This window comes from Heyndrickxia sp. MSNUG (assembly GCF_049532715.1).
In the GTDB taxonomy this organism is placed as follows: Bacteria; Bacillota; Bacilli; order Bacillales; family Cytobacillaceae; genus Mesobacillus.
Genome location: NZ_CP150978.1, coordinates 3,891,798 through 3,918,660, shown reverse-complemented (window position 1 = coordinate 3,918,660; position 26,863 = coordinate 3,891,798). Strand labels below are relative to the sequence as shown.

General features: G+C 41.8%; 28 protein-coding genes and 1 riboswitch. Of the genes, 26 read left to right on the top strand and 2 right to left on the bottom strand.

Annotation, left to right across the window (positions count from 1 at the left end; all coding sequences use genetic code 11):
* Positions 1–38: 38 nt before the first annotated feature.
* The 8 genes from ribD to AABM38_RS19650 all read left to right on the top strand — a co-directional run bounded on the left by ribD (position 39) and on the right by AABM38_RS19650 (position 8,985).
* Positions 39–1,133 (top strand): bifunctional diaminohydroxyphosphoribosylaminopyrimidine deaminase/5-amino-6-(5-phosphoribosylamino)uracil reductase RibD, encoded by a 1,095-nt coding sequence (gene ribD, locus AABM38_RS19685; RefSeq protein WP_423407888.1) that lies wholly within the window; start codon positions 39–41, stop codon positions 1,131–1,133.
* A gap of 4 nt (positions 1,134–1,137) precedes the next feature.
* A complete protein-coding gene (gene ribE, locus AABM38_RS19680) occupies positions 1,138–1,794 on the top strand; it encodes a riboflavin synthase (RefSeq protein WP_423407887.1) in 657 nt (218 codons plus the stop codon).
* 11 nt (positions 1,795–1,805) lie between these two features.
* Positions 1,806–2,999 (top strand): bifunctional 3,4-dihydroxy-2-butanone-4-phosphate synthase/GTP cyclohydrolase II, encoded by a 1,194-nt coding sequence (locus AABM38_RS19675; RefSeq protein WP_423407886.1) that lies wholly within the window; start codon positions 1,806–1,808, stop codon positions 2,997–2,999.
* 16 nt (positions 3,000–3,015) lie between these two features.
* Positions 3,016–3,486 carry a 6,7-dimethyl-8-ribityllumazine synthase gene (ribE, locus tag AABM38_RS19670; protein ID WP_423407885.1) on the top strand — a complete coding sequence of 157 codons (471 nt, stop codon included), beginning with the start codon at positions 3,016–3,018 and terminating at the stop codon, positions 3,484–3,486.
* A gap of 190 nt (positions 3,487–3,676) precedes the next feature.
* Entirely contained in the window at positions 3,677–4,894 is a 1,218-nt protein-coding gene (locus AABM38_RS19665) for a S1C family serine protease (protein WP_423407884.1), read from the top strand.
* Between the two features lie 42 nt (positions 4,895–4,936).
* Entirely contained in the window at positions 4,937–5,812 is an 876-nt protein-coding gene (locus AABM38_RS19660; RefSeq protein ID WP_423407883.1) for a peptidylprolyl isomerase, read from the top strand.
* An 804-nt stretch (positions 5,813–6,616) separates the two neighbouring features.
* Positions 6,617–7,426: a zinc transporter ZupT gene (gene zupT / locus AABM38_RS19655; RefSeq protein WP_423407882.1), complete on the top strand. Its 810-nt coding sequence runs from the start codon at positions 6,617–6,619 to the stop codon at positions 7,424–7,426.
* Positions 7,427–7,734: 308 nt separating this feature from the next.
* Positions 7,735–8,985: a S8 family serine peptidase gene (locus AABM38_RS19650; protein WP_423407881.1), complete on the top strand. Its 1,251-nt coding sequence runs from the start codon at positions 7,735–7,737 to the stop codon at positions 8,983–8,985.
* Positions 8,986–9,025: 40 nt separating this feature from the next.
* Here the strand turns inward: AABM38_RS19650 and AABM38_RS19645 are convergent, their stop codons facing one another.
* Positions 9,026–10,159, bottom strand: a complete 1,134-nt coding sequence (locus AABM38_RS19645) for a CAP domain-containing protein (RefSeq protein WP_423407880.1) — start codon at positions 10,157–10,159, stop codon at positions 9,026–9,028.
* A 431-nt stretch (positions 10,160–10,590) separates the two neighbouring features.
* On the opposite strand from AABM38_RS19645, the gene AABM38_RS19640 reads away from it, so the two are divergent.
* The 8 genes from AABM38_RS19640 to AABM38_RS19605 all read left to right on the top strand — a co-directional run bounded on the left by AABM38_RS19640 (position 10,591) and on the right by AABM38_RS19605 (position 18,390).
* On the top strand, positions 10,591–11,586 hold the full coding sequence (locus AABM38_RS19640; RefSeq protein ID WP_423407879.1) for a hypothetical protein: 996 nt from the start codon (positions 10,591–10,593) through the stop codon (positions 11,584–11,586).
* A 336-nt stretch (positions 11,587–11,922) separates the two neighbouring features.
* Positions 11,923–12,765 (top strand): tryptophan 2,3-dioxygenase, encoded by an 843-nt coding sequence (kynA, locus tag AABM38_RS19635; RefSeq protein WP_423407878.1) that lies wholly within the window; start codon positions 11,923–11,925, stop codon positions 12,763–12,765.
* A gap of 54 nt (positions 12,766–12,819) precedes the next feature.
* A complete protein-coding gene (gene kynB / locus AABM38_RS19630) occupies positions 12,820–13,446 on the top strand; it encodes an arylformamidase (protein ID WP_423407877.1) in 627 nt (208 codons plus the stop codon).
* 139 nt (positions 13,447–13,585) lie between these two features.
* Positions 13,586–14,212, top strand: a complete 627-nt coding sequence (locus AABM38_RS19625; protein WP_423407876.1) for a TetR/AcrR family transcriptional regulator — start codon at positions 13,586–13,588, stop codon at positions 14,210–14,212.
* A 42-nt stretch (positions 14,213–14,254) separates the two neighbouring features.
* Positions 14,255–15,139 (top strand): ABC transporter ATP-binding protein, encoded by an 885-nt coding sequence (locus AABM38_RS19620; RefSeq protein ID WP_423407875.1) that lies wholly within the window; start codon positions 14,255–14,257, stop codon positions 15,137–15,139.
* Between the two features lie 4 nt (positions 15,140–15,143).
* Positions 15,144–15,941 (top strand): ABC transporter permease subunit, encoded by a 798-nt coding sequence (locus AABM38_RS19615; RefSeq protein WP_423407874.1) that lies wholly within the window; start codon positions 15,144–15,146, stop codon positions 15,939–15,941.
* A 15-nt stretch (positions 15,942–15,956) separates the two neighbouring features.
* Positions 15,957–16,754 (top strand): ABC transporter permease subunit, encoded by a 798-nt coding sequence (locus tag AABM38_RS19610; protein WP_423407873.1) that lies wholly within the window; start codon positions 15,957–15,959, stop codon positions 16,752–16,754.
* Between the two features lie 157 nt (positions 16,755–16,911).
* Positions 16,912–18,390 (top strand): PAS domain-containing sensor histidine kinase, encoded by a 1,479-nt coding sequence (locus AABM38_RS19605; protein WP_423407872.1) that lies wholly within the window; start codon positions 16,912–16,914, stop codon positions 18,388–18,390.
* 49 nt (positions 18,391–18,439) lie between these two features.
* On the opposite strand, the gene AABM38_RS19600 is transcribed toward AABM38_RS19605, so the two are convergent.
* Positions 18,440–18,826 carry an SET domain-containing protein gene (locus tag AABM38_RS19600; protein ID WP_423407871.1) on the bottom strand — a complete coding sequence of 129 codons (387 nt, stop codon included), beginning with the start codon at positions 18,824–18,826 and terminating at the stop codon, positions 18,440–18,442.
* Positions 18,827–19,259: 433 nt separating this feature from the next.
* Positions 19,260–19,346, top strand: a riboswitch (cyclic di-GMP riboswitch).
* Between the two features lie 90 nt (positions 19,347–19,436).
* Between AABM38_RS19600 and AABM38_RS19595 the strand changes: the two genes are divergently transcribed.
* From AABM38_RS19595 to AABM38_RS19550, 10 genes are all read left to right on the top strand, one after another.
* Positions 19,437–19,793, top strand: coding sequence for a DUF192 domain-containing protein (locus AABM38_RS19595; RefSeq protein ID WP_423407870.1), 357 nt, complete (start codon positions 19,437–19,439; stop codon positions 19,791–19,793).
* 3 nt (positions 19,794–19,796) lie between these two features.
* A complete protein-coding gene (locus AABM38_RS19590; protein ID WP_423407869.1) occupies positions 19,797–19,985 on the top strand; it encodes a Flp family type IVb pilin in 189 nt (62 codons plus the stop codon).
* Positions 19,986–20,140: 155 nt separating this feature from the next.
* Positions 20,141–20,662 carry an A24 family peptidase gene (locus tag AABM38_RS19585; RefSeq protein WP_423407868.1) on the top strand — a complete coding sequence of 174 codons (522 nt, stop codon included), beginning with the start codon at positions 20,141–20,143 and terminating at the stop codon, positions 20,660–20,662.
* Complete coding sequence (locus AABM38_RS19580) at positions 20,659–21,042, top strand: TadE/TadG family type IV pilus assembly protein (protein WP_423407867.1); 384 nt, start codon at positions 20,659–20,661, stop codon at positions 21,040–21,042. The genes AABM38_RS19585 and AABM38_RS19580 overlap by 4 nt, the downstream gene beginning before the upstream one ends.
* A gap of 9 nt (positions 21,043–21,051) precedes the next feature.
* Positions 21,052–21,960, top strand: a complete 909-nt coding sequence (locus tag AABM38_RS19575; protein ID WP_423407866.1) for a pilus assembly protein TadG-related protein — start codon at positions 21,052–21,054, stop codon at positions 21,958–21,960.
* A gap of 10 nt (positions 21,961–21,970) precedes the next feature.
* Positions 21,971–22,672, top strand: coding sequence for a Flp pilus assembly protein CpaB (cpaB, locus tag AABM38_RS19570; RefSeq protein WP_423407865.1), 702 nt, complete (start codon positions 21,971–21,973; stop codon positions 22,670–22,672).
* A 22-nt stretch (positions 22,673–22,694) separates the two neighbouring features.
* Positions 22,695–23,558 carry an AAA family ATPase gene (locus tag AABM38_RS19565; RefSeq protein WP_423407864.1) on the top strand — a complete coding sequence of 288 codons (864 nt, stop codon included), beginning with the start codon at positions 22,695–22,697 and terminating at the stop codon, positions 23,556–23,558.
* Positions 23,559–23,656: 98 nt separating this feature from the next.
* Positions 23,657–24,985: a CpaF family protein gene (locus tag AABM38_RS19560; RefSeq protein ID WP_423410802.1), complete on the top strand. Its 1,329-nt coding sequence runs from the start codon at positions 23,657–23,659 to the stop codon at positions 24,983–24,985.
* Entirely contained in the window at positions 24,982–25,938 is a 957-nt protein-coding gene (locus AABM38_RS19555) for a type II secretion system F family protein (protein ID WP_423407863.1), read from the top strand. The genes AABM38_RS19560 and AABM38_RS19555 overlap by 4 nt, the downstream gene beginning before the upstream one ends.
* A 2-nt stretch (positions 25,939–25,940) precedes the next feature.
* A complete protein-coding gene (locus AABM38_RS19550) occupies positions 25,941–26,861 on the top strand; it encodes a type II secretion system F family protein (RefSeq protein ID WP_423407862.1) in 921 nt (306 codons plus the stop codon).
* Positions 26,862–26,863 lie beyond the last annotated feature (2 nt).

Genomic DNA, 26,863 nt, shown 5'->3' with positions numbered 1-26,863 from the left:
CGAAAACAGCCTTTAATTTTTAGAAAGGGGGCGACCACATGAAAGACCTTGACTATATGGAATTAGCCATTAACCTGGCGAAAGCAACAACTGGGCAAACTTCTCCCAACCCGCATGTAGGTGCAGTGTTAGTAAAAGACAATCAGATTGTAGGAATGGGGGCACACCTAAAGACTGGGGAACCGCATGCTGAAGTTCATGCTATTCGAATGGCTGGCGACAAAGCTTTGGGAGCGACACTTTATGTAACACTTGAACCATGCAGTCATTTTGGCAAGACTCCGCCGTGTTCCAATTTGGTCATTGAATCGGGGATTAAGAAGGTCTTTGTCGCTTCAATGGACCCTAATCCGCTTGTCGCTGGCGGAGGAATTAAAAAGATGCTGGCAGCTGGAATAGAGGTAGAAGCAGGTTTATTGAAGGATGAAGCTGAAGCGCTAAATAAGGTGTTTTTTCATTACATAAAGACTGGATTGCCTTATGTAACTTTAAAAACAGCCACAAGCCTTGATGGAAAGACTGCAACCACAATTGGTGAAAGTAAATGGATCACTAGCGAAGAGTCCAGGAAGGATGTTCACCAGTTCCGCCATACTCATGATGCTATTCTGGTAGGTGTCAATACAGTGATCAAGGATAATCCAAGCCTGACTGCAAGGATTAAAGGGGGAGGCAAGAACCCAATCAGGGTGATTCTCGACACGAACCTGAGAACTCCCTTTGGATCCAGAGTCGTCAACGATAATGAAGCAAAAACCATTATTGTGACAGGGTGTGAGGCAGATTCTGATCAAATTAAAAAGTTCACTGAAAACGGAGTTGAAATTATTACGCTCGAATCACCAAGGATTCAGATTTTCGATATGCTCAAAAAGCTTGGTGAACGAGGAATCTCTTCTGTCTATGTTGAAGGCGGCGCTGAGGTTCATGGCAGCTTTTTAAAGGAAAATGCTTTTCAGCAAGTCGTTACGTATATTGCCCCAAAACTGATTGGAGGGAAAACAGCTCCTGCAGCCTTTGGCGGGGATGGAATAGCACATCTGGAGGACACCGTTTCTTTGGACATAAAAGATGTGAAGAAGATTGGACAGGATATAAGGATTATTGCGGAGCCTGTTTCGGAAGGAGGTTAAATATATGTTCACGGGAATCATTGAAGAAATTGGAGCCGTTGCTAATATTCAGCACACTGGCGAATCATTCGTCCTGACAATCGATGCAAGCAAGGTACTAACCGATGTCCATCTGGGTGACAGCATAGCAGTAAATGGAGTATGTCTTACCGTCACTTCTTTTTCTAAGAGTCGCTTTACAGTCGATGTGATGCCTGAAACAGTTAAAGCGACCAGCTTGAAAACAGTCAAACGAGGATCGAGAGTGAATCTTGAAAGGGCTATGGCTGCAGGCGGCAGATTCGGAGGTCATTTTGTAGCCGGCCATGTTGATGGAGTAGGTATAATAAAAGGGAAAAAACAATTTGAAAATGCTGTTTATTACGAAATAGAAGCTGATACCGAGGTCCTCAAATACATTATTTTAAAAGGCTCTGTCGCTGTAGATGGGACAAGCCTGACGGTGTTTGGCGTTTCGGAGGATAGTTTTACACTATCACTGATTCCCCATACTTTATCCGAGACAGTTTTGGGTTTTAAAGGTACGGGTGATATTGTGAACATCGAATGTGACATGATTGGAAAGTATGTAGGGCACTTTTTGAATAACCAGGCTGCGGCAAGACCAAAACGAGGCAATACTATTTCTGCCCAATTTTTAGAGGAAAATGGGTTTATGTGAGGATGATGAAAATGTTTGATCCAATCGAAGAAGCGATATATGAGCTTATGCAGGGGAAAGTCGTCATCGTTTGTGATGATGAAGACCGTGAAAATGAAGGAGATTTTATCGCATTGGCTGAAAAGGCTACTCCTGATGTCATCAATTTCATGGCTACACACGGAAGAGGATTGATCTGTGTCCCTATAGAAACAGATTTGGCTCAAAAGCTGGAATTAATGCCTATGGTATCGCGTAACACGGATCCTCATGGGACAGCTTTTACGGTAAGCATTGATCATAAGTTTTCAACAACTGGCATTTCAGCGTATGAACGATCTGCAACTGTTTTAAGCATGCTTGACCCAGAATCGAAGGGTGCTGATTTCAAAAGACCTGGACATATCTTCCCGCTAATTGCCAAAAAAGGCGGAGTTTTGAGAAGAGCCGGCCATACAGAAGCAGCAGTGGATTTAGCAAAATTGTGCGGAGCAAAGCCAGCAGGCGTCATCTGTGAAATCATGAATGAGGATGGCACAATGGCACGAGTACCAGAGCTTCGTAAAATCGCCGATCAATTCGAATTAAAAATGATCACGATTAAAGATTTGATTCAATACCGGAACCGGAAAGATCAATTAATCAAGAGAGAAGTTGAAATCAATCTTCCTACTGAATTTGGAATTTTCAAGGCTGTTGGTTATTCAAATCTAGTAGATGATAAAGAACATATTGCTTTGGTAAAAGGGGAAATCTACCCCGATAAGCCGGTACTAGTAAGAGTGCACTCAGAATGTCTGACTGGAGATGTGTTTGGTTCCTACCGCTGTGATTGCGGCCCGCAGCTCCATGCAGCATTGAAGCAAATTAATGAAGAAGGCAGGGGAGTCCTGCTTTACTTGCGCCAGGAAGGAAGAGGCATTGGGCTCATGAACAAGCTCAGAGCCTACAAGCTTCAGGAAGAAGGTTATGACACGGTTGAGGCTAATGAAAAACTTGGATTTGGTGCCGATTTGCGTGAGTATGGAATAGGGGCACAAATTCTAAAAGACCTTGGCATCAAGCAAATCAAACTACTTACCAATAACCCAAGGAAAATAAAAGGGCTGAAGGGATATGACCTTGAGGTTGTCGACCGCGTGCCGATTCAGATGGAAACACGTGAAGAAAATGAAAATTACTTAAAAACAAAGCACAGTAAATTAGGTCATTTACTAAAATTTTAAATTTGGAGGAATAGAAATGAACAGAACATTCGAAGGAAATTTAGTTGGTACTGGACTAAAGGTTGGAATTGTCGTTGGCCGTTTTAATGAATTTATCACAAGCAAATTATTAGGCGGAGCCCTTGATGCATTAAAAAGGCATGGAGTGGAAGAAAATAGCGTTGATGTAGCATGGGTGCCAGGCGCGTTTGAAATTCCGTTAATCGCGCAAAAACTTGCAAAAAGCGGTAAATATGATGCAGTGATTACATTAGGCACTGTCATTCGCGGATCCACTCCGCACTTTGACTATGTTTGTAATGAGACTGCGAAAGGCGTATCTTCTACAGCGTTAAATACAGGCATTCCTGTTATTTTTGGAGTGCTGACCACTGATACAATCGAGCAGGCGATCGAGCGTGCAGGTACTAAAGCCGGAAATAAAGGCTGGGAAGCTGCAACTGCAGCCATTGAGATGGCTAACTTAGTAAGGGATATTGAAATCTAATAATGCATTATCGATTAAGCTGCAGGCGATGCCTGTGGCTTTTTTATTTGTTCGCTTAACGTGTATATATCCATTCATAATTCTTCCATTTAATTTAAAATCCTTGCCCCAGTTTGTTAATAATTTGTTCATACATTCTGGTTAAGATGAAAACAAGTAAACGGGATGAAGCAAATAAGGAGGATTAACCATGAATGACTTTGAAGAGCGTTATCGGTACCCGGAAGCAGAACCAGTGAAAAAAACGAGTAAATGGAAGAGCGTTTTATCAACAGTAACTGCGGGAGTGATTGGTTCTGCTCTGACACTTTCGGCTGTCAATTATACAGATTTAGATTTAGGTAATAAGGTACAAGCACCTGCAGAGAATACTGCAAACGGGCTAAACAGCAACAACTCTACAAATATTGTGACGACGCAAGCATCTGCAAAAAGTACCGTGTCAATGGCAGATATTATTGAATCATCTTCGAAATCAATTGTCGGCATCACCAATTTCCAGCAGCAAAACAGCCCATTTTCAAGCAGCCAGGGTGATGTGGAAAGCGGCTCTGGCTCTGGGGTTATTTTTAAAAAATCAGGCGGCAGCGCTTATATCGTAACCAATAATCATGTCATTGAAGGGGCATCCAAAGTTGAAGTCTCCCTCTATAATGGTGAAAAAGTAGCCGCTGAAGTGGTCGGCGCAGATGCATTGACTGATTTGGCAGTCGTAAAAATTTCTGCTGAACATGTTGCAGATGTAATCGAATTCGGCGATTCTTCGGTGTTAAGGCCAGGAGATCAGGTGCTCGCCATCGGCAATCCGTTGGGGCATGATTTATCACGGACAGTTACCCAGGGTATTGTCAGTGCAGTTGACCGTTCCATTTCAGTGCCTACTTCTGCAGGTGAATGGGAGATGAACGTCATCCAAACAGATGCAGCCATCAATCCTGGAAACAGCGGCGGGGCATTAATTAATACCGAGGGCAAAGTCATCGGCATCAATAGTTTGAAAATTTCTCAAAACGGAGTGGAAGGCCTGGGATTTGCGATTCCAAGCAAGGATGCTTTGCCAATCGTCAACCAGCTGATTGCAAAAGGGAAAGTGAATCGTCCTTATCTTGGTGTAAGCCTGGCCGATATTTCACAAATACCTGAAATGTACCTCGAGAGCCTTCCGAGTAAGGTTGAGACAGGCACCATGGTCACTACTATTGCTCCCAATACAGCCGCAGCAAAAGCGGGACTTAAGAAACAGGATGTCATAGTAGGAATTAACGGAGAGAAAGTAGATAAAGCCAGTGACTTAAGAAGATATATGTATACCCAATTAAAGAGCGGTGACAAAGCAAAATTAAAAATTTACCGTGATGGAAAGCTAATTTCTATTGAGGTTACGCTCACAGCAAATACTGAGAATTAAATTTCAAAGCTGTAGGTTCGAAAAAACTCATTGGAGGTAAAAATGCTTAAATCTATACTGAATAAAAATATGATTTTCCCTGCTGTATTGATTTTATTGATTGTCCTTATCGTGACAGTAGGATTTGCTAAAAAAGAAACAGCAGCAAGCGTAAATGGGGAAAAAATCAGCAAGGAAGAATTATATCAAAAAATGACGCATCTTTATGGAAAAGATACGCTAGAGTCATTAATAACGAATAAATTGATTGAATTGGAATCCGAAAAGCAAAAAGTAAAGGTGACCGGAACTGAAATTGATGAAGAACTTACGAAATTGCAAAATTCCTATGGTGGAGAAGATGCCTTCGCCTCTGCCCTTCAGCAAAACAATGTTTCAATCGATCAGGTGAGAGACGATATCGAACACTACCTTCTGGCAGAAAAAATGATTGAACCATCTATTAAGATCACCGAAGAAGAAATGAAAACCTATTTTGAGAAAAATAAAGATTCTTTTGACCAGAAAGAACAGGTCAAGGCAAGCCATATTTTAGTCAAAGATGAGGCTGCTGCAAAAAAAGTGAAGGAAGAGCTTGATAACGGCAAGGATTTCGCAGAACTAGCCAAAAAATATTCCACTGACAAAAGCAATGCTGCAGCTGGAGGAGACCTTGGATATTTCGGAAAAGGAGAAATGGCAAAGGAATTCGAAAAAGCTGCATTCAGTCTAAAAGTGGATGAAATCAGCGAACCTGTAAAGACAGAATTCGGCTACCATATCATTAAGGTATCAGATAAAAAAGCAGCAAAAGCTGCAAAATATGAAGATCATAAAAAAGAGATTAAAGAAAAATTAGTGGATGAGAAAATCCAGGCAGAATACCCGAATTGGCTGAAGGAGAAAAAAGCAGATTACAAGATAAAGAAATATTTATAATGGTAAAAACTCTGCAGAAATGCAGAGTTTCAGCTTGTCGACAAAGATACAGATTACAAATCGGTTATTGAAAACCTGTTGATTGGAGTGGAAGGCGCGTAGACTCCTGCGGGCGCAGCTGGGCAGATGAGACCCCGCAGGAGCAAAGCGACGAGGAGGCTCAGCGCCAGCCCCGCGGAAAGCGAAGCGCTTGGAACGGAAATCAACAGACCTGTTTTACTTCCCAACCAAGATGAAAAAACTGTAGACAAGCTCGCTTTTATCGAGTGTGTCTACAGAATGAAACTCTGCAGAAATGCAGAGTTTTTTTGCTGCAGCTGGAATTAGCCACTTTGTTCTAGATTATCTGTGCTTTAATTAAATAGGAATTCCTTTCCTATAAAAGATGTCCATAAAACCGTTCAAGCGAAGAAAAATAAGAGGTTCTCTAAAGACCGTTCAAAAAAAGAAACCTGTGATGAATGGTCGTAATAACAGTCCTAATGACTGTTCAAGCGAAGCAGTCTGAGTTGTATGGTCGTAATAGAGGTTCTAATGACCATTCAAGCGAAGAAACCTGTGATGAATGGTCCTTCAAATTATCTTCAAATCGGTTTGTTTGTGATTTCCAATAAAAAATTCATCAATTTTCTTGCAGGTAAAGTTTCCTGTGGTATAAAATGTTTACTTAAGGAAACATTTTTAAAACCAGTGCATATATTGTTTAACCAAAGGATTTGCCACACCTAAAAAGTTGACCTTAGAAAACTCTTTAAGAGGTAGGCAATTAATATAATTAAAATAACTGTAAAGGAGTGTTATAAAATGACCGAGGAAATTCTATTTGCATTTGGTTTGACTTTATTTGCAGGCCTTGCAACAGGAATTGGAAGTATACTAGCCTTTTTTACATCGACTACAAATACAAAATTCCTGTCCATCGCCCTTGGATTTTCAGCAGGGGTAATGATCTATGTCTCGATGATCGAAATTTTTGTAAAAGCAAAAGATGCGCTTGTTAATGCGATGGGCATGCAGTTGGGAAACTGGGCGACCGTAGGCGGCTTCTTTGGTGGTATCCTTTTAATTGCACTAATTGATAAGTTCATTCCTAAACAGAGTAATCCTCATGAACTCAAAACGGTAGAGGATATGAATCAACCAGCAAAAGCAGTTCAGGATACAGCGTTGTTAAAAATGGGTACATTTACGGCATTAGCGATTGGGATTCATAATTTTCCTGAAGGAATTGCGACCTTCACTTCGGCGATTCAGGATCCTGCTTTAGGAGTAGCTATAGCGATTGCAATTGCCATTCATAATATACCTGAGGGCATAGCTGTATCTGTGCCAGTCTATTTTGCAACAGGCGATAAGAAAAAAGCTTTTAAACTATCATTCTTGTCTGGTTTATCAGAACCAATCGGAGCGCTTGCCGCATATTTGTTCTTAATGCCGTTCTTGAATGACATCATGTTTGGAGTGATTTTTGCAGCAGTTGCCGGGATCATGGTGTTCATTTCTCTTGATGAATTACTTCCGGCAGCTAAAAGGTATGATGAATCGCATCTTGCCATCTATGGATTGATTGCGGGGATGGCGGTTATGGCCATCAGTTTACTGTTGTTTATCTAAGCTTTCAGGCATTGGTATCAAACTTGCTGTAATTTAAACCAATAAAAAGATCATTTAAAACTAGTAAATAAATTTTAAAAAAGGTGGCCGATTGATAATCGGTCGCCTTTTTTAGTGCTTTTGGAATTGGGAAATTTTCAAAATGGGCAATTAAACATGAGACAATTTCCGGATTGAGCTTTTAGACCTGATTCGAAAGACTTAAAAATGAATAGTTTAGCATATTGATGTTATCTGAATATTAAAAATATAATTTAGAGGCAGCCTAGTAGAACTTGCAAAACCATATAATGCAGAGGAGTGGTTGGATGAAGAAGAGGAAAGTATTTGGAGCCGCACTATTAAGCATGTCAATGGGATTATCAATGTTCACGGCAGGGGTATTCGGCCAGGAACCTGATGCTCAGGATTCCTACAGGGTTTGGATCCAAGGTCCAGCAGCGGAAAAATCGAAGGCAAAAGACCAATATGGAGCCAGATGGGATTTTGGAAAAAATGGTTTCACTACAACTGTTAATTCAAAGCAATACCAGGCACTTTTAAAGAACAAAAATCTAAAAATTGAACAGGTTCCTGAAGTCCAGCTTGATGCGAAGCCTGGCGGAGATGTCACAGCTCAAGCTGTACCATCTGATCGTACACCTTGGGGAATGGAAGCAATCTATAATGACAGTAATTTACAATCGACTTCCGGCGGAAATGGCATCAAGGTAGCGGTACTTGATACAGGCGTCTTTACGAACCACGCTGACCTTGCGGGAAGTGCAGAGCAGTGTAAGGACTTTACTCAAAGAAAATCACCACTCGTTAACAATTCTTGCTCGGATAAAAATGGCCATGGTACTCATGTTGCCGGAACGGTATTGGCACACGGCGGAACCACCGGCCAGGGTATTTATGGTGTTGCTCCGGAAGCAAAACTATGGGCATACAAAGTGCTGAACGACAGAGGATCAGGCTATTCTGACGATATTGCCGGAGCTATCGAGCATGCAGCTGATGAAGCATCCCGCACAGGTTCAAAGGTGGTCATTTCAATGTCTCTAGGTTCAAGCAGCAAGGATTCATTGATTTCCAGTGCAGTTGATTACGCTTATGGCAAAGGAGTACTAGTAGTAGCAGCAGCAGGAAACAGCGGCCCTAACAGCAATACAATCGGTTATCCAGGAGCACTTGTGAATGCAGTAGCCGTCGCAGCCCTTGAAAACGTTCAACAAAACGGTACATACCGTGTGGCTGACTTTTCATCCCGCGGAAATCCGGCAACAGATGGCGACTATGTCATTCAGGAACGCGATGTGGAATTGTCTGCTCCAGGAAGAGCAATCGAATCAACATGGTTTGATGGATCGTACAATACGATCAGTGGAACTTCCATGGCTACTCCGCATATCTCTGGCCTGGCAGCGAAGATTTGGGCAGCTAATCCGAACATGAGCAATGTACAGCTTCGCTCAGAGCTTCAAAACCGTGCAAAAGCAAATGACATTTTAGGAGGTACGGGAGCAGCTGCTGGCGATGACTATGCATCTGGCTTCGGCTTCCCTCGTGTAAAATAAATTCATAAAGAAGGCCGCTTGATGAAAATCAAGCGGCTTTCTACATTCTTTTTGTATAAAAATTCTCGGTGAAGTAGGGCTCATATTTTGGCCCGAATGCCACACCGATTCCTAAAAGCTCAAAATCGGCCTTTAAGATATTCTCTCGATGCCCCAATGAATTCATCAGGCCTTCATGAGCGAAAATACTGCTGAATTGTCCATAAGCGAGATTTTCACCGGCAACGGAAAACGTGATATGATCCTCAGCCATTCGGTCAAAGGGTGATTCTCCTTGAAGGTTCGTGTGGCTAAAATATTTATTCTCTGCCATATCCAGACTATGTTTCCGGGCAGTTTCCTTCACCTTATCATCCCAGGAAAGAACTCCCAGGCCATTTTTGACCCTTGCGGCATTGGTAAGGTCAAACAACTGATACTCGAATCCTTCCTTAAGAGGAGCTGTAGCTTCCGTGTAAAAGCCTGCCTTGCTTTTCTCCAATTGCTCGCTGATAATCTGGACCGCTGTCACCGTATTATTTTTGTGTTTATCATAAAATATGGTGACATAACTTCCATCAACCTGATAAACATCATAATCTTGATCCTTCTGGAATTGGTAAAAAACCAAGCCCTTGCGAATTTCAGTCAGCGGTTCTCCTAATGCTTTCCTAACTGTTTCTTTCGTGCTGCCAAATTTAACTCCAGTTTTAGAAGCGATTAAGTCCTGGTTTGTGAAGAGTCCGTTAACATTGCCATCCTTTCCGTAAGAAACCATGACAAAGTTCTGGAAGTTTTCATGATACGCATGCCATTCCGTCCCATATTCATTAACAGAGATCCGTTTCGGAGTACCTAACTGATTCTCTGCCTCTGTTTTTGCCTCCGCTATTTCAACATTGTGTATAGAAAAGGTTTGGTCTGCAGGAGGAGTCAAATCTGGTTTTTGCACTTTAGGGAATACATTTTGTTCATCCCCGGTGAGCTCTTCCTTTTTCTCATCCAGCTTCACAAAAAACTGATTGATCCCTTTATTGATTTCATCAAGTGCCATCCATAGCTCAGGTTTCTCTTTCAAAGTGTTCAATTCAGTCTTCAGATCATCCACGTTTTGAATATCATTATTATTTGTTAAAAATGGCCAGGCAAAATAAACAATTATGCCGATCACCATTAAATTGAATAAACGCCTCAATTAGAATATTCACCGTCCTTCCAAAGAAAATGGACCTTCACTATCAATATACCCACTAAAATGAAATTAAAAAAGCATAATGCCGGAGATGATAGGTATGAGTGGAGATAAAGCAGTAATACTTAGATCAAATTAATCATCTGAAAAGTAAAACCTTGCTGAAACGGTAAACAGTTAAAACTCTTGGGGCCAAAAAAGAGTAACCGAGTGAGAGAGTGCTAAACCATAAACCTATTGATATCCGAAAAAGTGACCATAATAACTAATACTGTCAATGGCTGGCCCAATAGTAAAATAGTGATACAAACATTCATCACTCTACATTATGTGAAAGTATTCACATAATGTTCAAATCTTCATCATCCAAATCATCTAGGTCCATTGTATTATTACTATATCGATAGTGTTTATATTTTCAAGGAGGAGCAATCATGAAAAAATTATTTCAAATTATTCTAGGATTAGGTTTAATCTTAAAACCTTTTTATACACAAGCTCACGTTAAATGGTTTACGGAGGTTACCCCTCATAAGGAAACAATTGAAAACATCATGTCCCCATTATTCATGGGGCTTGCTTTAGTGGCCGCCGTTGTTCTTGCTGTACTTACATTAATCATCCCAAAAACGGCCGAGTGGCCACTCATAAAAAAAATGGATGATTTCCTTTCCAGTTTCAGAAAGTACTCAAGATACTTACTGAAGTATGGTACAGCTGCTGCATTATTGATCCAAATATCAAACGGAACATTGTTTGCACCGGAATTCCATGTGGAAACAACATGGATGACGATTCTTATCTGGCTGACAATTGGCTTCCTGGCGATTCCGCACCATATTGCTACAAAAATCGGTGCTGCGATCTTATTGTTCTTGTTTACAAATGTGACAATGCATCAAGGAATTTTCCACATGCTTGATTATGGCTTTTACGTAGCAATCATCGGTGTATTGCTCGTCGGCAATACGAAGCTCGAGAAGGTTGGTTTTCCATTCTTATATTTAGGAACTGGGCTTTCCTTATGCTGGGTAGCGGTTGAAAAGTGGGTATATCCAACGATGTCTCTCGATATTGTCGCAAATCATGGTGTGCCTACCTTTGGGTTTGAGCCTGCTGCCTTTATCGTAATGGCTGCCTTTGTAGAATTCGTCGTTGGTTATCTGCTTGTCGTAGGGATTCTAAACAGGGTTCTTGGCTTTGTCGTAACAACCATTTTCATCCTAACAACGATGCTTTTTGGATTCACTGAAATCATTGGCCATTTTATGGTTCATATTGTCCTGATTATCTTTATCATCGAAGGAGTTTCATTCTATAACCCGCCAATTAAAATGCACAAGACAAAAACAGATCAATTCATTTTCGTTTTCTTGAACTTCATTTTTGTGCTAGCAGCATTTTTATTAATCTACTACCGTTTCGCGTAAAATTTAACATTAACCAAAATTGCCTGTAAATACATTTGCAACCCTGTAAAAACAGCCTCCGAAACTAAAACCAAGGCTGTTTTTTCCTTTTTATCATTCGTTCATTATTTCTTTTAGATTTATAGACCTTTTATTGACGATAGGATTAGTTCTTGTTACGATTTCTCTAGTTGCCAAGAGTGGTCGAAATCATTCCTTGTTCTATGTACTTGAAGATCGGTCCACTTGATGGAACTTGACTAAACTGAAAATAATGTAAGCGGATTTATTCTAAAAATAAACTGAAACATCCACCACTTAGTGAAAAGTAGTGATTTAATTGGGAGGGGTAAATTGATGAAGGAACAACAAAAATCCGAACTTGAAAAAGAGAAAATTCATACTGATTTTGAAAAAGAGATGTCTTATGGCAGCTATTTGCAGCTGGATAAAATTCTGTCGAGCCAGCAGCGTTTGTCGGACCACCATGACGAAATGCTGTTCATTATCATCCATCAGGCTAGTGAGCTGTGGATGAAGCTGATTTTACACGAGGTAAGTGCAGCGATTGAATGCATCCGGAAGAATGATTTGGAGCCATCCTTCAAGATGCTTTCGAGGGTGTCAAGGATCCAGCAGCAATTGATTCAATCATGGAGTGTATTATCTACTTTGACACCGTCTGAATACATGGAATTCCGCGACAAGCTTGGGCACTCTTCAGGATTCCAGTCCTATCAGAACCGCATGATTGAATTTGCATTAGGACAAAAGAATGCGCATGTGTTAACGGTATATAAGCATGACGCAGAACTGTTCAAAAAAATGGAAAATGCGCTCCATGAACGCAGCATTTATGATGCGGCCATAAGCGCACTTGCTATGCGCGGCCTTCCAATTGATGAGGAAGCCCTCAATAGAGACTGGTCCGCACCATACGAACCAAATGCAAGTGTCGAGGAAGCGTGGCTGACTGTATATCGTAATGTGGACCAATATTGGGATTTGTATGAACTGGCAGAGAAACTGGTTGATATAGGAAGCCAGCAGCAGCTATGGCGTTTTAACCATATGAGCACGGTGGAAAGAATCATCGGCCACAAAATGGGAACAGGCGGATCTGCAGGAGTATCCTATCTGAAAAAGGTCGTGGACCATAGATTCTTCCCTGAGCTTTGGAGCTTAAGGACAAAGCTGTAGGATTTGCTATGTTCATTTAAAATGAAAATAGACTAAAAGAAAGAAGGAAACCCGATGGGATCATGGATTGATATTTCACAAGTTTTGAACAATAAAATTCCTGTTTGGCCTGGAGATACCCCTTTTCATTATGAGGTTAGCTGGAGCATGGAGGAAAGTGGCTCTGTCAATGTTGGCCAGGTGACGATGAGTACCCATACCGGGACCCATATTGATGCGCCATTCCATTTCGATAGCAATGGAAAAAAAGTCATCGAACTTGATTTCAACCTATATATCGGAGAGGCGAAGGTCATTCAGTTGCAGCGGCCGCCAAGTATCGGCATAAAGGATGTGGAGGATGTTCCGTTACAGGGAGTAAAGCGTTTGTTAATAAAAACAGATTCCTGGAACGATAAAACAGTTTTCCCTGAATCCATTCCTCATATCGAGCCAGAATTAGCGGCATATCTAGCAGAGCATGGTGTGCAGCTTCTCGGGTTAGATTTGCCATCCGTCGATCCGTTGGACAGCAAGGAACTGAGTGCCCATCATGAGCTTAACCGCCATGGCATCCATATCCTTGAGGGGCTGGTGCTTGATCAGATTGAACCCGGTGAATACGAACTTGCGGCCTTACCTCTGCCGCTTGGGGATGCAGATGGAAGTCCGGTTAGAGCCATCATACGAAAAATAAAGTAACGATCAGGCTGTCTTATCCTTCGATGAGGCAGCTTTTTCTATGTCGAAAAATAGAATATGAATATCATTGACCGGGTTGGTCAATTAGGAATAGAATGTATTTGACCAGTTTGGTCAATATGATACTGAGGAGGGCAAGATGTCTTCAAAATTTTTTAGTTTAAATAAAGAAAAGCAAGAACGTATTCTGAACGCTGCTCTCAAGGAGTTCGCCCAAAAGGGGTATGATAATGCATCGACTAATGAAATGGTCAAAGCCGCGGGAATATCAAAAGGCCTGTTGTTTCATTACTTCAATAATAAAAAAGAATTGTACATTTTTTTATATAACCACTTTGTCAGGGTACTGACGGAGGATTTCTTCGATGAAATGGATTTCAGTGAGCGGGATATTTTTGAAAGGCTGAAAAATTTGATGATTCTTAAAAGCAGGATGATGATCAAATACCCGGAGGTTTTCGATTTTATGATTTCAGCTTCGATGGAAACCGCTGAAGAAGTCAAGAATGAGCTGGCCAGCACGAATACGGACCTAATGCATGCTAGCTACGCGAGGTTATTCGATAATATTGATCTGGGCAAATTCCATGATGGAACGGACATTCCGAGAACAATCAATATCATCATGTGGACTTTAGAAGGCTTCAGCAATCAGGAGCTTAAAAAAACAAAACAACTCAATAAAGGTATACATGATTTCGATGAAGCCTTTAAAGAGGCAGAAGTGTATATTGAGATGCTGAAGAAGTCGTTTTATAAGCAATAAATAGATTTACCTTTTTTATAGATAATTGAGGGAGGGTCTGGCATGAACGTTATCGAGATTAAAAACCTGACCAAAATGTACGGCAAGGCCAGGGGGATTGAGGATGTCAGTTTCAATGTAGAAGAAGGAGAAATATTCGGATTCATCGGGCCAAATGGTGCGGGGAAATCAACGACAATCAGGACCTTGTTGTCGCTGATCTACCCGACAAGCGGCAGTGCGACGATTTTTGGGAAGGATATCATCACCGCAGCACCTGAGATTAAGAAGGAAATTGGCTATCTGCCTTCCGAGGTTTTTTACTATGACAATATGAAGGTCCTAGATCTCCTTAAATATTCAGCAAGCTTTTATAAAAAGGATTGCACCAATCGGATCAAGGAACTGGCAGAAATCATGGAGCTTGACCTCACCAAGAAAATTGATGACCTCTCCCTCGGAAACAAAAAGAAGGTCGGCATTGTCCAGGGGCTTCTGCACGAACCGAAGCTGATTATCCTCGATGAACCAACCAGCGGTCTTGATCCGCTCATGCAGCAAAAGTTCTTTGAACTGCTGGAAAAAGAAAATAAGAAGGGTGCAACCATTTTATTCTCCTCCCATATTTTAAGCGAGGTTCAGAGGCTGTGCGACAGGGTGGCGATCATTAAGGACGGCAGGATTGTGACGGTTGAGAAGATTAGCACGCTGAAAGAAAATACGTATAAGAAATTCAAAGTAGAAACAAGTTTACACATGGGAAAAGAGCATTTCAAAGTTGAAGGCGTTAATCAGCTTGAGCAGGATGGCAATACGATCAGCTTTTTATTCAGTGGCAATATTAACTCGATCATGAAAAAAGTCGCAGTAATTGAGATTGAGAACCTATGGGTAGAAGAACCAGACCTAGAAGAGATTTTCATGCATTATTACGAAAAGGAGGCCTAAAACCATGAATATGTTCCTTCATGAATTGAAGGCTTATCGGAAATCCACCATTGTTTGGTCTATCTCGTTAGTGGCTTTAGTCGCTCTGTTTCTTTCTATGTTTCCCTCCTTTTCAAAGGATGCAGAGGAATTCAAACAGCTGCTCGAAGGCTTTCCCGTTGAGTTAAGGAAAGCAATCGGCCTATCAGTAGACAATATCGCAACCATGCTTGGATTCTTTTCGTACGCTTTTTTATACATCAAGCTTGCGGGAGCTATTCAGGCTATGAATCTCGGAACCTCTATTTTGTCCAAAGAAACAAGGGAGAAAACTGCCGATTTCCTGCTGACAAAGCCGGTTACACGGACGCAGATTGTGACTTCAAAGCTTCTGGCTGCACTTGTTTCCTTAGTGGCAACAAATATTGTTTTTTCAGCGGCAGTAATAATTATTGCTTTAATTGTTGCGGGCAATGATTTTAGCAGAAATGCACTGCTGCTAGTCTCAATTACATTATTTTTCATCCAGATGATGTTCCTGGCGCTGGGAATCCTTGTGTCCGTTGTCTTCCCGCGAATTAAATCTGTGATCACCGTATCGCTTGGCACAGTGTTTGGATTTTTCATGCTGGGAATGATTAGCTCAACTGCTGAAGATAAGGGTTTAAGATATTTAACACCCTTCAATTACTTTGATTCAGCATTTATCGTGAAAAATATGGCCTATGAAACTTCATTTATCATCGTCGCAGTTGTTTTTTCCATCACCGCCATTGCAGCTGCCTATTATATGTACGTGAAAAAAGATGTCCATTCCGTCTAGAGAGGAGGTAATGCTATGAATATTTTCAAAATGGAAATGAAAGCTAATCGGAAATCGTTGATCATCTGGAGCATCGGCGTCATTTTCATGGTTGCTTCGGGTATGGGGAAATATGCAAGTCTCGGCAGCTCAGGACAATCAATGAATGCACTGATGGCCGATATGCCAAAATCGCTGAAGGCCATTATGGGGATTGGGTCATTTGATTTGTCTTCGCCAATTGGGTATTACGGGATGCTATTCTTGTATCTGGCTGTTATGGCAGCCATCCACGCAGCCATGCTGGGAGCCAATATTATTTCCAAGGAAGAGAGAGACAAAACCGTTGAGTTCCTGCTGGTAAAGCCAATTTCAAGGAATTATATGATTACGTCCAAATTGGCGGCTGCCTTAATGAATATCATCATCATAAATTTAGTAACGCTAGCCTCCTCTATCGGAATGGTGCAGAAATATGCAGACGGAGAAAACGTAACCGGTGATATCACGATGCTTATGATTGGCATGTTCATTCTCCAGTTGATATTTTTGGTCGTTGGAAGTGCTGTAGCAGCTATTTTAATAAATGCCAAAAAGGCCAATTCTTTATCGACCGGAATCCTGCTCATCTTTTTTATCCTATCCATTGCAATCGATATGAACGAAAAGCTTGAAGGGTTGAAGTATTTCACACCGTTCAAATATTACGATGCCAAGAATATTTTGAATGACGGACGTTTCGAGTTCCTGTATCTTGCTATATCATTCATGCTGATTCTCGTCCTTTTAGCTGCAACTTATATATTTTATAGAAAAAGAGATATGAATGTTTAAGATCGATCCCGGACTTCCGGGATTTTTTATTAGTAGGGATAAAAACTTAATGAAAACAGAATCCACGATAATATACTTGAAAAAATACTTCTTTTGATAAATCGCAACTTTCTGTAAAATGAAGATGTAAAGTTTATGAAAGTTTGGAGAGATCTCTATGCGTAATAGTTTCCCTTTGTTTGGAACTGATGACGAATCAATTTATAATCCTGATGAGCTGCTAGATTTATTTTTGAATTGTACGGCTGATGGATTTGCTATTGTCGATATGGAGAATCGCTTTGTAAGGATCAACCATATGTATACTGAAATTTTTGGCTATACAGAGGAAGACCTTATAGGAAAAACCTTTTACGAGTTTTCGAATCCGGATTTTGTTGGGGATCTTATAAATGATGTCAAGAATGGCAAAACATATGCCAACATGATCACTCAACGGTATCATAAAGACGGATCAATGCTGGATATAGCAGTCTCTTATTCTCCTTTCCGAAACAGGAAAGGGGAAATTATCGCGATCATTGCCATCTATCGTGATATTACCAGTATTGTGAGGATGGAAAATGAATTGCACAGAACCCGTGAGCTCTACGAATTAATCACTGAAAATACAAGTGATATGATTAAGGTATTCACAAAGGATAAAAAAATCGTTTATGCCTCTCCGTCACATGAAAAAGTCATTGGACTTCCACCTGAAAAGATTGTTGGGAGAAATTTAGAGGAATTTTTATGTTCGGAAGAAGAGGCTATGCTTGATGAAAAAATCGATGAGATTCTGGAAACGGGTGAACCGCAGCTGCTTAGGAAAAAATTCAGGACAGTTGATAAGAATTCCATTGTTTATACAGAATATAATATTTCTCCGATTTATAATGAAAAAAAGGAAGTTGATTCCTTTGTTAGTGTCGGCCGGAATATTACCGATCGTGTGAAAAATGATGCAGCCATTCGAAATTTGGACCGTTTGTCGATTACTGGCCAACTAGCTGCAGGAGTAGCACATGAAATCCGCAACCCGCTGACCGCCTTAAAAGGCTTTTCCAAGTTATTGCAAACGAGCACTGATAAACAAAAACAGTCAGATTACTTGATGATCATCATGAACGAATTGGATAGAATCGATATGATTGTAAATGAATTTATGTCGCTGGCAAAGCCTCAGGCTGTTCAATTTGTAAAAGGTGAATTATGTGCGATAGTGGACAGCACGATTAATGTCATCCATCCACAGGCAATCATGCATAACGTGCAGATCAAAACAAATTATCCACAAACCAAGGTTGAACTGCTGTGCAACCCGCATCAGCTGAAGCAAGTGTTTTTAAATTTCCTGAAAAACGCAATTGAATCGATGCCTAACGGCGGAATTATCCACATTGACATCAACTTAAACGAGGCAGGAAAAGTTGAGGTCCATATTTCAGATGAAGGTCCTGGAATAGCAGCTGAATTACTGCGCCATCTTGGTACGCCGTTTTATACCACCAAAGATAAAGGAATCGGTCTGGGGCTAACCATCAGCAATAAAATCATCCAGGAACACAACGGATCGATGAAGATTGAGAGTTCGGTAGGAAAAGGAACAACCATAAAGGTCGAATTGGATTACATAGTGAATGCTTTAAAAAAATAATAAAATGCGGCTTCCATAGTAATGGGAAGCCGCATTTTTTATTGTTAACTTATTTTTCTTTATCTTCATTAAACCAAAGCGGGTCATTGTTATCGACTTCGCCATTATAGTTAATCATGATTTCTTCGCCGGCACGGATGTCACGGTATGCAAAAAAATCAAAAGTATGATTGTCAAAATTGATTTCATACGTAGCATTTGGTTCATAGGAATGATTGAACAGCATCCCATACCCAAGCAGGATGCACGAGTGATGTATGCCGTACTCGAATGCATAGTCAGCCAAAGCAGTTTTCTCAATGTGTACATGGTCGGCATTGGGATAGGAAAGAACCGGTGCTTCATGGATCAGTTCGCCTTTCGCTATGTCACGAGTGGCGAATACCCCTCTATTGAATTCTCCATCACTTATTGTTGAAGTCTTAATTTCGATCATAATTTCACCTGCTTGTCCTCTTGTTAGTTGGATTTTATCCTCTTAAGCATGACTGTTCTCATTCAGAAATGCAAATATTTTTCTTTTCCAGCAAATTTTCATCAGAAAATAATTTTTCAAACCTTTATTATCATAATTTTATCCTATAAGCCAATAAAAATTCATGAAAAACCAATCTATTTACCTATTAAATTGACCGAGACCTATGTCAATATATAGAGCTTTTCTCAGTCGTTTTACCCGAGAAAGATTCCGGAAAAAGGAGGAAGAAAATAAAGTGGTTATGTTGAACTACTTGTCGGAGCAATAGTTTCATTTTCCTGAGTCAATAATCTTATTTTATTTTTCAGAAAAATCAGGCATTATGATGGGTTTTGTAGAATTTTGTTTCAAATTATGATGTGGATAAGAGATCAGTCGGACATGCACTGAATCTCGATAAAGGCAAACCTGGTGAAAGCCAGCGACGCAAAGCTACAGGGGCTACTGCACTAAAGTGCTAAGCCAGCCAGCTACCGAAAGATCAGGGTGAATTACATGACATTTGTTCATCTAACCCCCCTTTCGGCAAAGGCGGGGTTATTTTTGTACAGTTGGAGGTGAAAAATGAATGAGACTGCTGAATCTATCGAACGGCAAAGAACTGGCAGCACATGTAAAAGTAGCAGATACCTTTCTTAGCAGATTCAAAGGGTTGATGCTGACGAAATGCTTGCCAGAAGGACACAGTCTCTACATACGGCCCTGCCCGTCCATCCATACCTTTTTTATGAACTATTCCATCGATGTTCTTTACATCAACGAGAACAATGAAATTGTAGGTGCAGACGAACAGCTAGAACCTGCGAAAATTGGAAAGCGCTACAAAGGTGCGTATTCCGTATTCGAGCTCCCAGAAGGCACAATCCGGAATACAGGAACGGAAGTCGGTCATTTGATCAAACTACTAAATGAAAAGGGGAAATAAACAATGAAAGCAAAAATGAAAGCATTATTCACTGAAGAGCAAGGACAGGGTATGACTGAGTATGGTTTGGTGTTGGGAATTATTGCGGTTGCGGTTGTTGGGGCGTTAGCATTGTTGCGAGAGCAAATCATGGAAATGTTCACAAGTGTTACAGATGCAGTAACTAATAGAGAGAACGTACCTGCAGAATAGAGAACAACTTATTATTATCTATTGAACTTATTAATATTCTTCTTGTCAGCGTTGAAAAATTATAACTTGCCAGTCAGAGGTACAGGCAGAAAGAGCCTCGCGTTGAAAAACGTGGGGCTTTTTTTAAAACTCGTCGATGAAACGAGGTAAATAGTATGTGGAATGATTATTTGTTAATGATCTTACTGGTGATATGTGTGATTACCGATGTAAAAGAACGAAAAATTTATAATAAAGTCTTGCTGCCTTTCTTGCTCCTTGCGCTGATTATCCATCTTGCTACTGGCGGATTCAGTGGCCTGGGATTCACGGTAGCCGGAACAATTGTAGGTTTTGCCGTTTTACTCATCCCTTATTTTATGGGAGGAATGGGAGCAGGGGATGTGAAGCTGCTGGCTGTGATTGGCGCACTTAAAGGCACTGTCTTTGTCTTGACGGCTGCAGTCTATATGGCATTGGCAGGGGGCATCCTCGCGTTGATTGTTCTGTTTTTCCGCAAGGGAGCATGGGGCAGGATCAGACACATTGGAATGTTTTTCGGTGGATTGCGGAGCGGCATGAGGATTCCTCTTTTAGTGGACAAAGAAGGTTTAACTGCTACCTATCCTTATGGTGTAGCCATCGCCATCGGTACAATTGCTGCTGTTGCCTTCCAATCAGGAGGAGGATTGCTATGAGGAAGGATGAGCGAGGACAGTCTTTAGTTGAGACCGCTCTCATCCTGCCGGTGCTATTGCTGATACTGGTTGGCATTCTTGATTTTGGCCGAATGATGTATTCCTTCACCCATCTTCATATGGCGGCCCAGGAGACGGTACGGGTTGGAAGCCTTGGGGAGAGTGATACAAAGATCATCGCGTTTGCGAAAGATTATGTTCAGTTAAAAGAAATTGATCAATTGAAAATTAATATTTCACCTGGAGAAGCTGAACGGGATTCGGGTGAATATTTAACGGTAAAGCTTGAGTATCCTTTTCACTTTTTTACTCCGTTTGTATCCAGCCTGTTTCCATCAGCTTTGTCAATCAAGGCGGAGTCCACAATCCGGGTTGAGTAGGGGGATCAGATGATAAGAAAAATTTTTGCAGAGGAATCAGGAAACTCACTCCTTCTGGCAGCCATGTCACTTCTAGTCCTTCTCAGTATCGCTGGTCTGGCGATTGATGGCGGAATGCTTTATATGACCAAAGCAGAGCTGCAAAAGACAGCCAATGCTGCAGTCCTTTCAGGTGCACAGGAGCTGACGAACAATGAGCCAAAGGTTGATGAGGTGACAAGGAGTATAGTGGCTGCACATAACAATGGATCAACAATAGACAATATTTCAGTTGTAATGGAGAAAAAGGTGGCAATCGACCTGTCAAAAACAGTTTCTTTAGCTTTTTCGAAATTGTTTGGAATGGAAACGGTCAATGTTCACGCACATTCCGCTGCGGAACTGAGAACAATGGGAAGGGCAGAAGGAGCAGCTCCTCTTGGAATTGATGATAGTATCCCTCTTGAGTTCTATAAGGAATACCAGCTAAAAGTAGATAGCGGTGGTGTTGAGTACGGTAATTTTGGCGTCCTTGCTTTAGGCAGCACCGGGGCTAGATCTTATGAGGAAAACCTCCGGAACGGTTATCAAGAGGAATTGGCAGTAAATGATATCATCGCCACCCAGACGGGGAATATCGCAGGGAAAACAAGGGAGGTCATTAAGGAAAAAATAAATTCTTGCCCAGAACTTCCGAGAGATATCCATGACAGAGATTGCTCGAGGATTATCCTTATTCCTGTCTATACTCCATACAGCCATGATGTCAATCAGGTAAAAGAAGTGAAGATTACCGGCTTTGCTTATTTTTACATAACAGACCCAATGGATAGTAAGGATACATCCATCAAAGGTATGTTCATAGAAAGACCAGGTACAGGATTTGAAACAAAAACAGGCGTTTTCAAAGGCGCATACAGCATTCGAATAACGGAGTAGGTGATCAAAAATGCGATCAAAGCTTGTTTTGGTCCTCGCATTGGTAATGGGGATCGTAACAACATTTCTTTTCTTTCAATATATGAGTCAAGTAAAGGCAGAAAAGACAATGAACAGTAACCTTGTAGAAATCGTTGTCGCCAAGGAAAGAATCGAAAAGAACGAGCGAATAACGGCTAAAAAACTGGCGCTGGCAGCTGTTCCTCAAAAAGCGCTGCATCCCAATTCTCTTAAAAGCATCAAGAATGCAGAAGGCAAGCTGGCAAATGCAACGATCGAGCAGGGTGAGCCAGTTCTTTCCCACAGACTTGGGACAGAAACTTCTGAAGCCACCTATGTATCGCGTAAGGTCAGGGACGGATATCGGGCTGTTTCAGTAGGAGTTAATTTAAATCAATCCGCCTCAAACCTCATTGAACCAGAAGATGAAGTGGATATTATGTTTTCAAAAAAAATTGACGGACCACAACCAAAGGTAGAATCACAAATTATTCTCCAAAAAGCCAGAGTCCTCGCTGTGGGAAGAAAAATGGTTTTACCTGAGGATTCACAGGAGCCATATACAGAATATACAACTGTTACTGTAGAGTTAAAACCAGAGGATGCTCTAAAACTAGTAAATTCTGCTGAACAGGGAAATATTCATTTTATGCTGAATAAACGGCCAGTAATAAAAGAACAGAATGTAACTGTCGAAAGCGATAAAGATTGAGGTTAACGGAGGGTGATCAATCATGGAAGACGCAACTGAACTGCAAACACATGAAATGAAGCCGGCAAAGAACAAACGCGGCGAACTTATTGCCGTTTGCAGCGCAAAAGGCGGGATTGGTCGCACGACTTTGACGGTCAATCTGGCTGGAGCTTTAGTAAAGAAGAATATCTCCGTCGCCATTTTGGACGGGGATTTCCAATTTGGAGACGTGGGGCTGGCAATGGACCTGAAGTCAGCCTTCACGATCAAGGAAGTCATCGAAGGCATCACCACTCTTGACGAGCACAGTCTGGCAGGCTATCTGTCCAGGCATGAAAGCGGGGTAAGAGTGCTTGCAGCCCCGGAACGTCCTGAATTTGCTGACCTTGTCACAAAGGAGGCTGTCGATAAAATCATTGATCTTCTGCTAGTAAACTATGATTATGTTGTGGTCGATACCGGTGTCGGGTTAAGCGACCATACCGTTCATATTGCTGAAAAAGCGGACCAGATCATGGTGATGGCCAATCTGGAAATGACAGCTTTGAAGAATACGAAGCTAATGCTGGAAACATTCGAAATCCTTGAGCTTTCTAACAAGGTCACCCTTGTCGTAAACCGTGCGAACATGGAAAGCGTAATTCAGGCTGATGATGCGGCAAGAATCCTGGGGCATGAGGATCCGGTGTATATTCCGAATGATTTTCAAACGTGCTCACAATCTCTAAATATCGGAATTCCATTTGTCGTGAACCAGGGGAAGACGGATGTCGCAAAAGCGATATACAAAATGGCTGAACGGATTACGAGCCTCAGGGAAATCACACTTTTTAAAGAACCTAAGGGCCCTTCATTTTTATCAAAATTAATCGGCAGAAAACGGACAAAAGGAGGAGCGGAATAATGAGCCTTTTGAATCGTATCCAGGAAAGGACGCAGCATGCTGCGGGAGAGGAAGAACAAGCAGCGGCATTGTCCAACGAAGCTGTCCCTCAGCCGAAAATGGACATCAGGGCTGTTTTCAGAGATCCAAAGAAGGAGGCAGTGAATCCTGAAGCTCAAAGAAAGCAGGACAAGCATCAGGAGTTAAAAAACCTTATTCATAAACAAATCCTGCAGGAGTTCAAGGATGCCCCAGTTGAAGAAATCATTCCAAGGCTTGATGGCATGGCAATCGAGATCATGAAGGATGACGAGCATTTCCGCGGGAGCATTGACCGCAAAAAAGTCGTTGATGAACTGAAGAATGACCTGACAGGTTTTGGTCCGATAAATCCCCTGCTCATGGATGAAGATGTCAGCGAAGTCATGGTGAACGGACCAAATCAGGTTTATTGTGAACGTAAAGGAAAAATCGAAATGACCTCGATTAAATTCAGGGATGATGAGCATGTCATGAGCATCATTGAAAAAATTGTCGCACCGCTCGGCAGAAGGATTGATGAAAGCTCTCCAATGGTTGACGCGAGGCTTCCGGACGGTTCCCGTGTGAATGCCATCATTCCTCCGCTTGCCTTGAAAGGTCCGACAATCACCATCCGAAAGTTTTCCAAGGAACCGTTCCAAATTGAGGATTTAATAAACTTTGGCACCCTGAGTGAAGAAATGGCGATCTTTCTTGATGCCTGTGTAAAAGCCCGCCTTAATATTTTCGTCTCCGGGGGCACAGGCTCTGGAAAGACGACGACTTTGAATGTGTTGTCCAATTTTATTCCGCATGATGAAAGAATCATTACGATTGAGGATGCAGCTGAGCTCCAGCTTGGCCAGGATCATGTCGTCTCATTGGAATCAAGGCCGCCTAATATAGAAGGAAAGGGCTCAATTACCATCAGGGACCTTGTCAGGAATTCTTTGAGGATGAGGCCAGACCGGGTTGTCATCGGCGAGGTTCGCGGCGCCGAAGCACTTGATATGCTGCAGGCTATGAATACCGGTCACGATGGCTCGCTTGCAACCGGTCACTCCAATAGTGCCAGAGACATGATTGCCCGTCTGGAAACGATGGTTTTGCTCGCCGGTGTTGAACTTCCTGTAAAAGCGATCAGGGAGCAAATTGCCGGAGCGATCGATGTCATTATCCAGCAGTCCCGCTTAAAGGATGGGTCTAGGAAAATTACGAGCATCACCGAAGTACAGGGGATGGAAGGCGATGTCATCGTCCTGCAGGATGTGTTTACCTTCAAACAGCAGGGAGTAAACGATGCTGGCAAAATTATTGGGCGTCTAGTACCAACAGGAGTCCGTCCGAAGTTTTATGAACGGCTCGAAGCTTCAGGAATTCATATCCCGGCCAATGTTTTCATTGAAAGTGAGGAGTGGGGAGAATGATTTATGCCATTTCCGCGTTCTTCCTGCTGACGGCTTTCCTGTTATTCTTATCTTTATTTCAAAGGGTTTTTCTCTCTGACAAGCGGCTGGAAAAGCGAATCGAACAGTATCTTTCCAGCGGTACAAAATTGGACAGAAAGCATTACGATTTAATGGTCTATTATCAAATGACCAAGCAAAAAGTCCGAAAAAAGATGCTTACGAAGGAAAAGAACTCAAAGCTTGAAACAATGCTGCGACGGACAGGACTTCCAATCAAGCCTGAGGAATATATCATGTTCCAGTGGATTGCTGCTGGATTAGGCGGTTCACTTTTATTCCTGTTAACCGGAAATTTCTTCTTTATCCTTTTAGGATTTATGCTGGGTTTTATGTTTCCTCGCTGGTATGTGAAAAAGAAACAGAAGGAGCGCATCAATAAATTCAATGAAGGATTGCCCGATATGATTTCTACAATTGTTGGTTCCTTAAGGGCAGGCTTCAGCTTTCAGCAGGCATTGAAGGCTGTTGTTGAGGAGGCTGGCTCTCCAATTAAGGAAGAAATGGACAGTGTCATAAAGGAAATGCAATATGGCGCAAGCCTTGAAGATTCCTTGAATGATCTTAAGGAGCGCATGCCCAGTGAGGATCTGGACTTGATGATCCAGGCTATCCTGATTCAAAGGCAGGTTGGCGGAAATCTTGCCACGGTACTAGACAGGATTGTTCAAACCATCAGGGAAAGAACGAAAATCCACCGTCAAATTTCCTCGCTGACCGCTCAGGGCCGCCTTTCTGGAATTGTCATCGGGTTATTGCCTATTATTCTCGCGTTCGTGATTTATCTGATCGAACCTGAATACATTGGGACGTTATTCAGGCATCCCATTGGAATTGCCCTGACCGTTGCAGGTTTAGTCTCAGGAATCATTGGATTTACTCTCATTCGTAAAATTACATCAATTGAGGTGTAGTGATGATTTATTTTACTTTTTTTGTGACCGTTTCCCTGCTGATTTACGGATTATATTTAATAAGGGTAGAGAAATCCTCATACATGAAAAAGCGGATGTCGGCTTTTGTCAGCGGGGTTAAGGAAAATGAAGTAGCTGCTGAAGAAAAAGTTAGTCATGCAACATTGTATGAACGGATCGTCAAGCCACTGCTCAACGATTTTAAAAGAAGCTTTAAGAAAAAAATGCCTGGTGAGAAAGAAGCGAAGATTGAAACAAAGCTTCTTCTCGCCGGAAGCCCTTTTGGGATGACCCCTGTCGATTTTAGATTATTACAGATTTCCATCATGCTGCTTTTTCCACTTTTAGCAGGTGCATATGGAGCCCTGCTCCAGACTGGCTATGCAGGAATATTCCTGTTTTTCATTGTCGGGCTCGGAGCTGGTGCGGTTCTCCCGCATTATTACCTTAACCTGAAAAAGAAGGCTCGAAATCGAAGTGCACTGAAGGAATTGCCAGATATTCTGGATCTCTTGACCGTAAGCCTTGAAGCAGGTCTTGGGTTTGACTCAGCGGTCAGCAAGGTCGTCTCAAAGAAAGAAGGAGTCCTTTCAGCTGAATTTCATCGCAGCCTGGAAGAATTAAGGCTTGGCAGGACGAGAAGAGAGGCGCTTTCAGGGATAAAGCTAAGGGTGGAAGTAGAAGAGGTCCGAGCTTTTATCAGCAGCATTCTCCAAGCAGAGAAGCTGGGAATTGGGATGGTGCAGGTGCTTCGTGTCCAGTCAAATGAAGTGCGTGAACGAAGGAGGCAGCGGGCAGAGGAAGAGGCAATGAAGGCTCCAGTCAAAATGCTTTTCCCGCTTGTGCTATTCATTTTCCCGAGCTTGTTTATCGTCCTTCTCGGTCCAGCGCTGATTCAATTTATTGAAACCTTTTCAAAATAAAA

Excerpts from the sequence above, each read along its gene's own strand:
- AABM38_RS19625 (WP_423407876.1), top strand. The coding sequence starts at position 13,586 with ATGTCTTCAAAATTTTTTAGTTTAAATAAAGAAAAGCAAGAACGTATT.
- kynA (WP_423407878.1), top strand. The coding sequence starts at position 11,923 with ATGAAGGAACAACAAAAATCCGAACTTGAAAAAGAGAAAATTCATACT.
- AABM38_RS19640 (WP_423407879.1), top strand. The coding sequence starts at position 10,591 with ATGAAAAAATTATTTCAAATTATTCTAGGATTAGGTTTAATCTTAAAA.
- AABM38_RS19600 (WP_423407871.1), bottom strand. The coding sequence starts at position 18,826 with ATGATCGAAATTAAGACTTCAACAATAAGTGATGGAGAATTCAATAGA.
- AABM38_RS19550 (WP_423407862.1), top strand. The coding sequence starts at position 25,941 with ATGATTTATTTTACTTTTTTTGTGACCGTTTCCCTGCTGATTTACGGA.
- AABM38_RS19565 (WP_423407864.1), top strand. The coding sequence starts at position 22,695 with ATGGAAGACGCAACTGAACTGCAAACACATGAAATGAAGCCGGCAAAG.
- AABM38_RS19555 (WP_423407863.1), top strand. The coding sequence starts at position 24,982 with ATGATTTATGCCATTTCCGCGTTCTTCCTGCTGACGGCTTTCCTGTTA.
- AABM38_RS19650 (WP_423407881.1), top strand. The coding sequence starts at position 7,735 with ATGAAGAAGAGGAAAGTATTTGGAGCCGCACTATTAAGCATGTCAATG.
- AABM38_RS19590 (WP_423407869.1), top strand. The coding sequence starts at position 19,797 with ATGAAAGCAAAAATGAAAGCATTATTCACTGAAGAGCAAGGACAGGGT.
- AABM38_RS19610 (WP_423407873.1), top strand. The coding sequence starts at position 15,957 with ATGAATATTTTCAAAATGGAAATGAAAGCTAATCGGAAATCGTTGATC.
- AABM38_RS19605 (WP_423407872.1), top strand. The coding sequence starts at position 16,912 with ATGCGTAATAGTTTCCCTTTGTTTGGAACTGATGACGAATCAATTTAT.
- zupT (WP_423407882.1), top strand. The coding sequence starts at position 6,617 with ATGACCGAGGAAATTCTATTTGCATTTGGTTTGACTTTATTTGCAGGC.
- AABM38_RS19595 (WP_423407870.1), top strand. The coding sequence starts at position 19,437 with ATGAGACTGCTGAATCTATCGAACGGCAAAGAACTGGCAGCACATGTA.
- AABM38_RS19665 (WP_423407884.1), top strand. The coding sequence starts at position 3,677 with ATGAATGACTTTGAAGAGCGTTATCGGTACCCGGAAGCAGAACCAGTG.
- kynB (WP_423407877.1), top strand. The coding sequence starts at position 12,820 with ATGGGATCATGGATTGATATTTCACAAGTTTTGAACAATAAAATTCCT.
- AABM38_RS19560 (WP_423410802.1), top strand. The coding sequence starts at position 23,657 with ATGGACATCAGGGCTGTTTTCAGAGATCCAAAGAAGGAGGCAGTGAAT.
- ribE (WP_423407887.1), top strand. The coding sequence starts at position 1,138 with ATGTTCACGGGAATCATTGAAGAAATTGGAGCCGTTGCTAATATTCAG.
- AABM38_RS19660 (WP_423407883.1), top strand. The coding sequence starts at position 4,937 with ATGCTTAAATCTATACTGAATAAAAATATGATTTTCCCTGCTGTATTG.
- AABM38_RS19585 (WP_423407868.1), top strand. The coding sequence starts at position 20,141 with ATGTGGAATGATTATTTGTTAATGATCTTACTGGTGATATGTGTGATT.
- AABM38_RS19675 (WP_423407886.1), top strand. The coding sequence starts at position 1,806 with ATGTTTGATCCAATCGAAGAAGCGATATATGAGCTTATGCAGGGGAAA.
- ribE (WP_423407885.1), top strand. The coding sequence starts at position 3,016 with ATGAACAGAACATTCGAAGGAAATTTAGTTGGTACTGGACTAAAGGTT.
- AABM38_RS19620 (WP_423407875.1), top strand. The coding sequence starts at position 14,255 with ATGAACGTTATCGAGATTAAAAACCTGACCAAAATGTACGGCAAGGCC.
- AABM38_RS19575 (WP_423407866.1), top strand. The coding sequence starts at position 21,052 with ATGATAAGAAAAATTTTTGCAGAGGAATCAGGAAACTCACTCCTTCTG.
- ribD (WP_423407888.1), top strand. The coding sequence starts at position 39 with ATGAAAGACCTTGACTATATGGAATTAGCCATTAACCTGGCGAAAGCA.
- AABM38_RS19580 (WP_423407867.1), top strand. The coding sequence starts at position 20,659 with ATGAGGAAGGATGAGCGAGGACAGTCTTTAGTTGAGACCGCTCTCATC.
- cpaB (WP_423407865.1), top strand. The coding sequence starts at position 21,971 with ATGCGATCAAAGCTTGTTTTGGTCCTCGCATTGGTAATGGGGATCGTA.
- AABM38_RS19615 (WP_423407874.1), top strand. The coding sequence starts at position 15,144 with ATGAATATGTTCCTTCATGAATTGAAGGCTTATCGGAAATCCACCATT.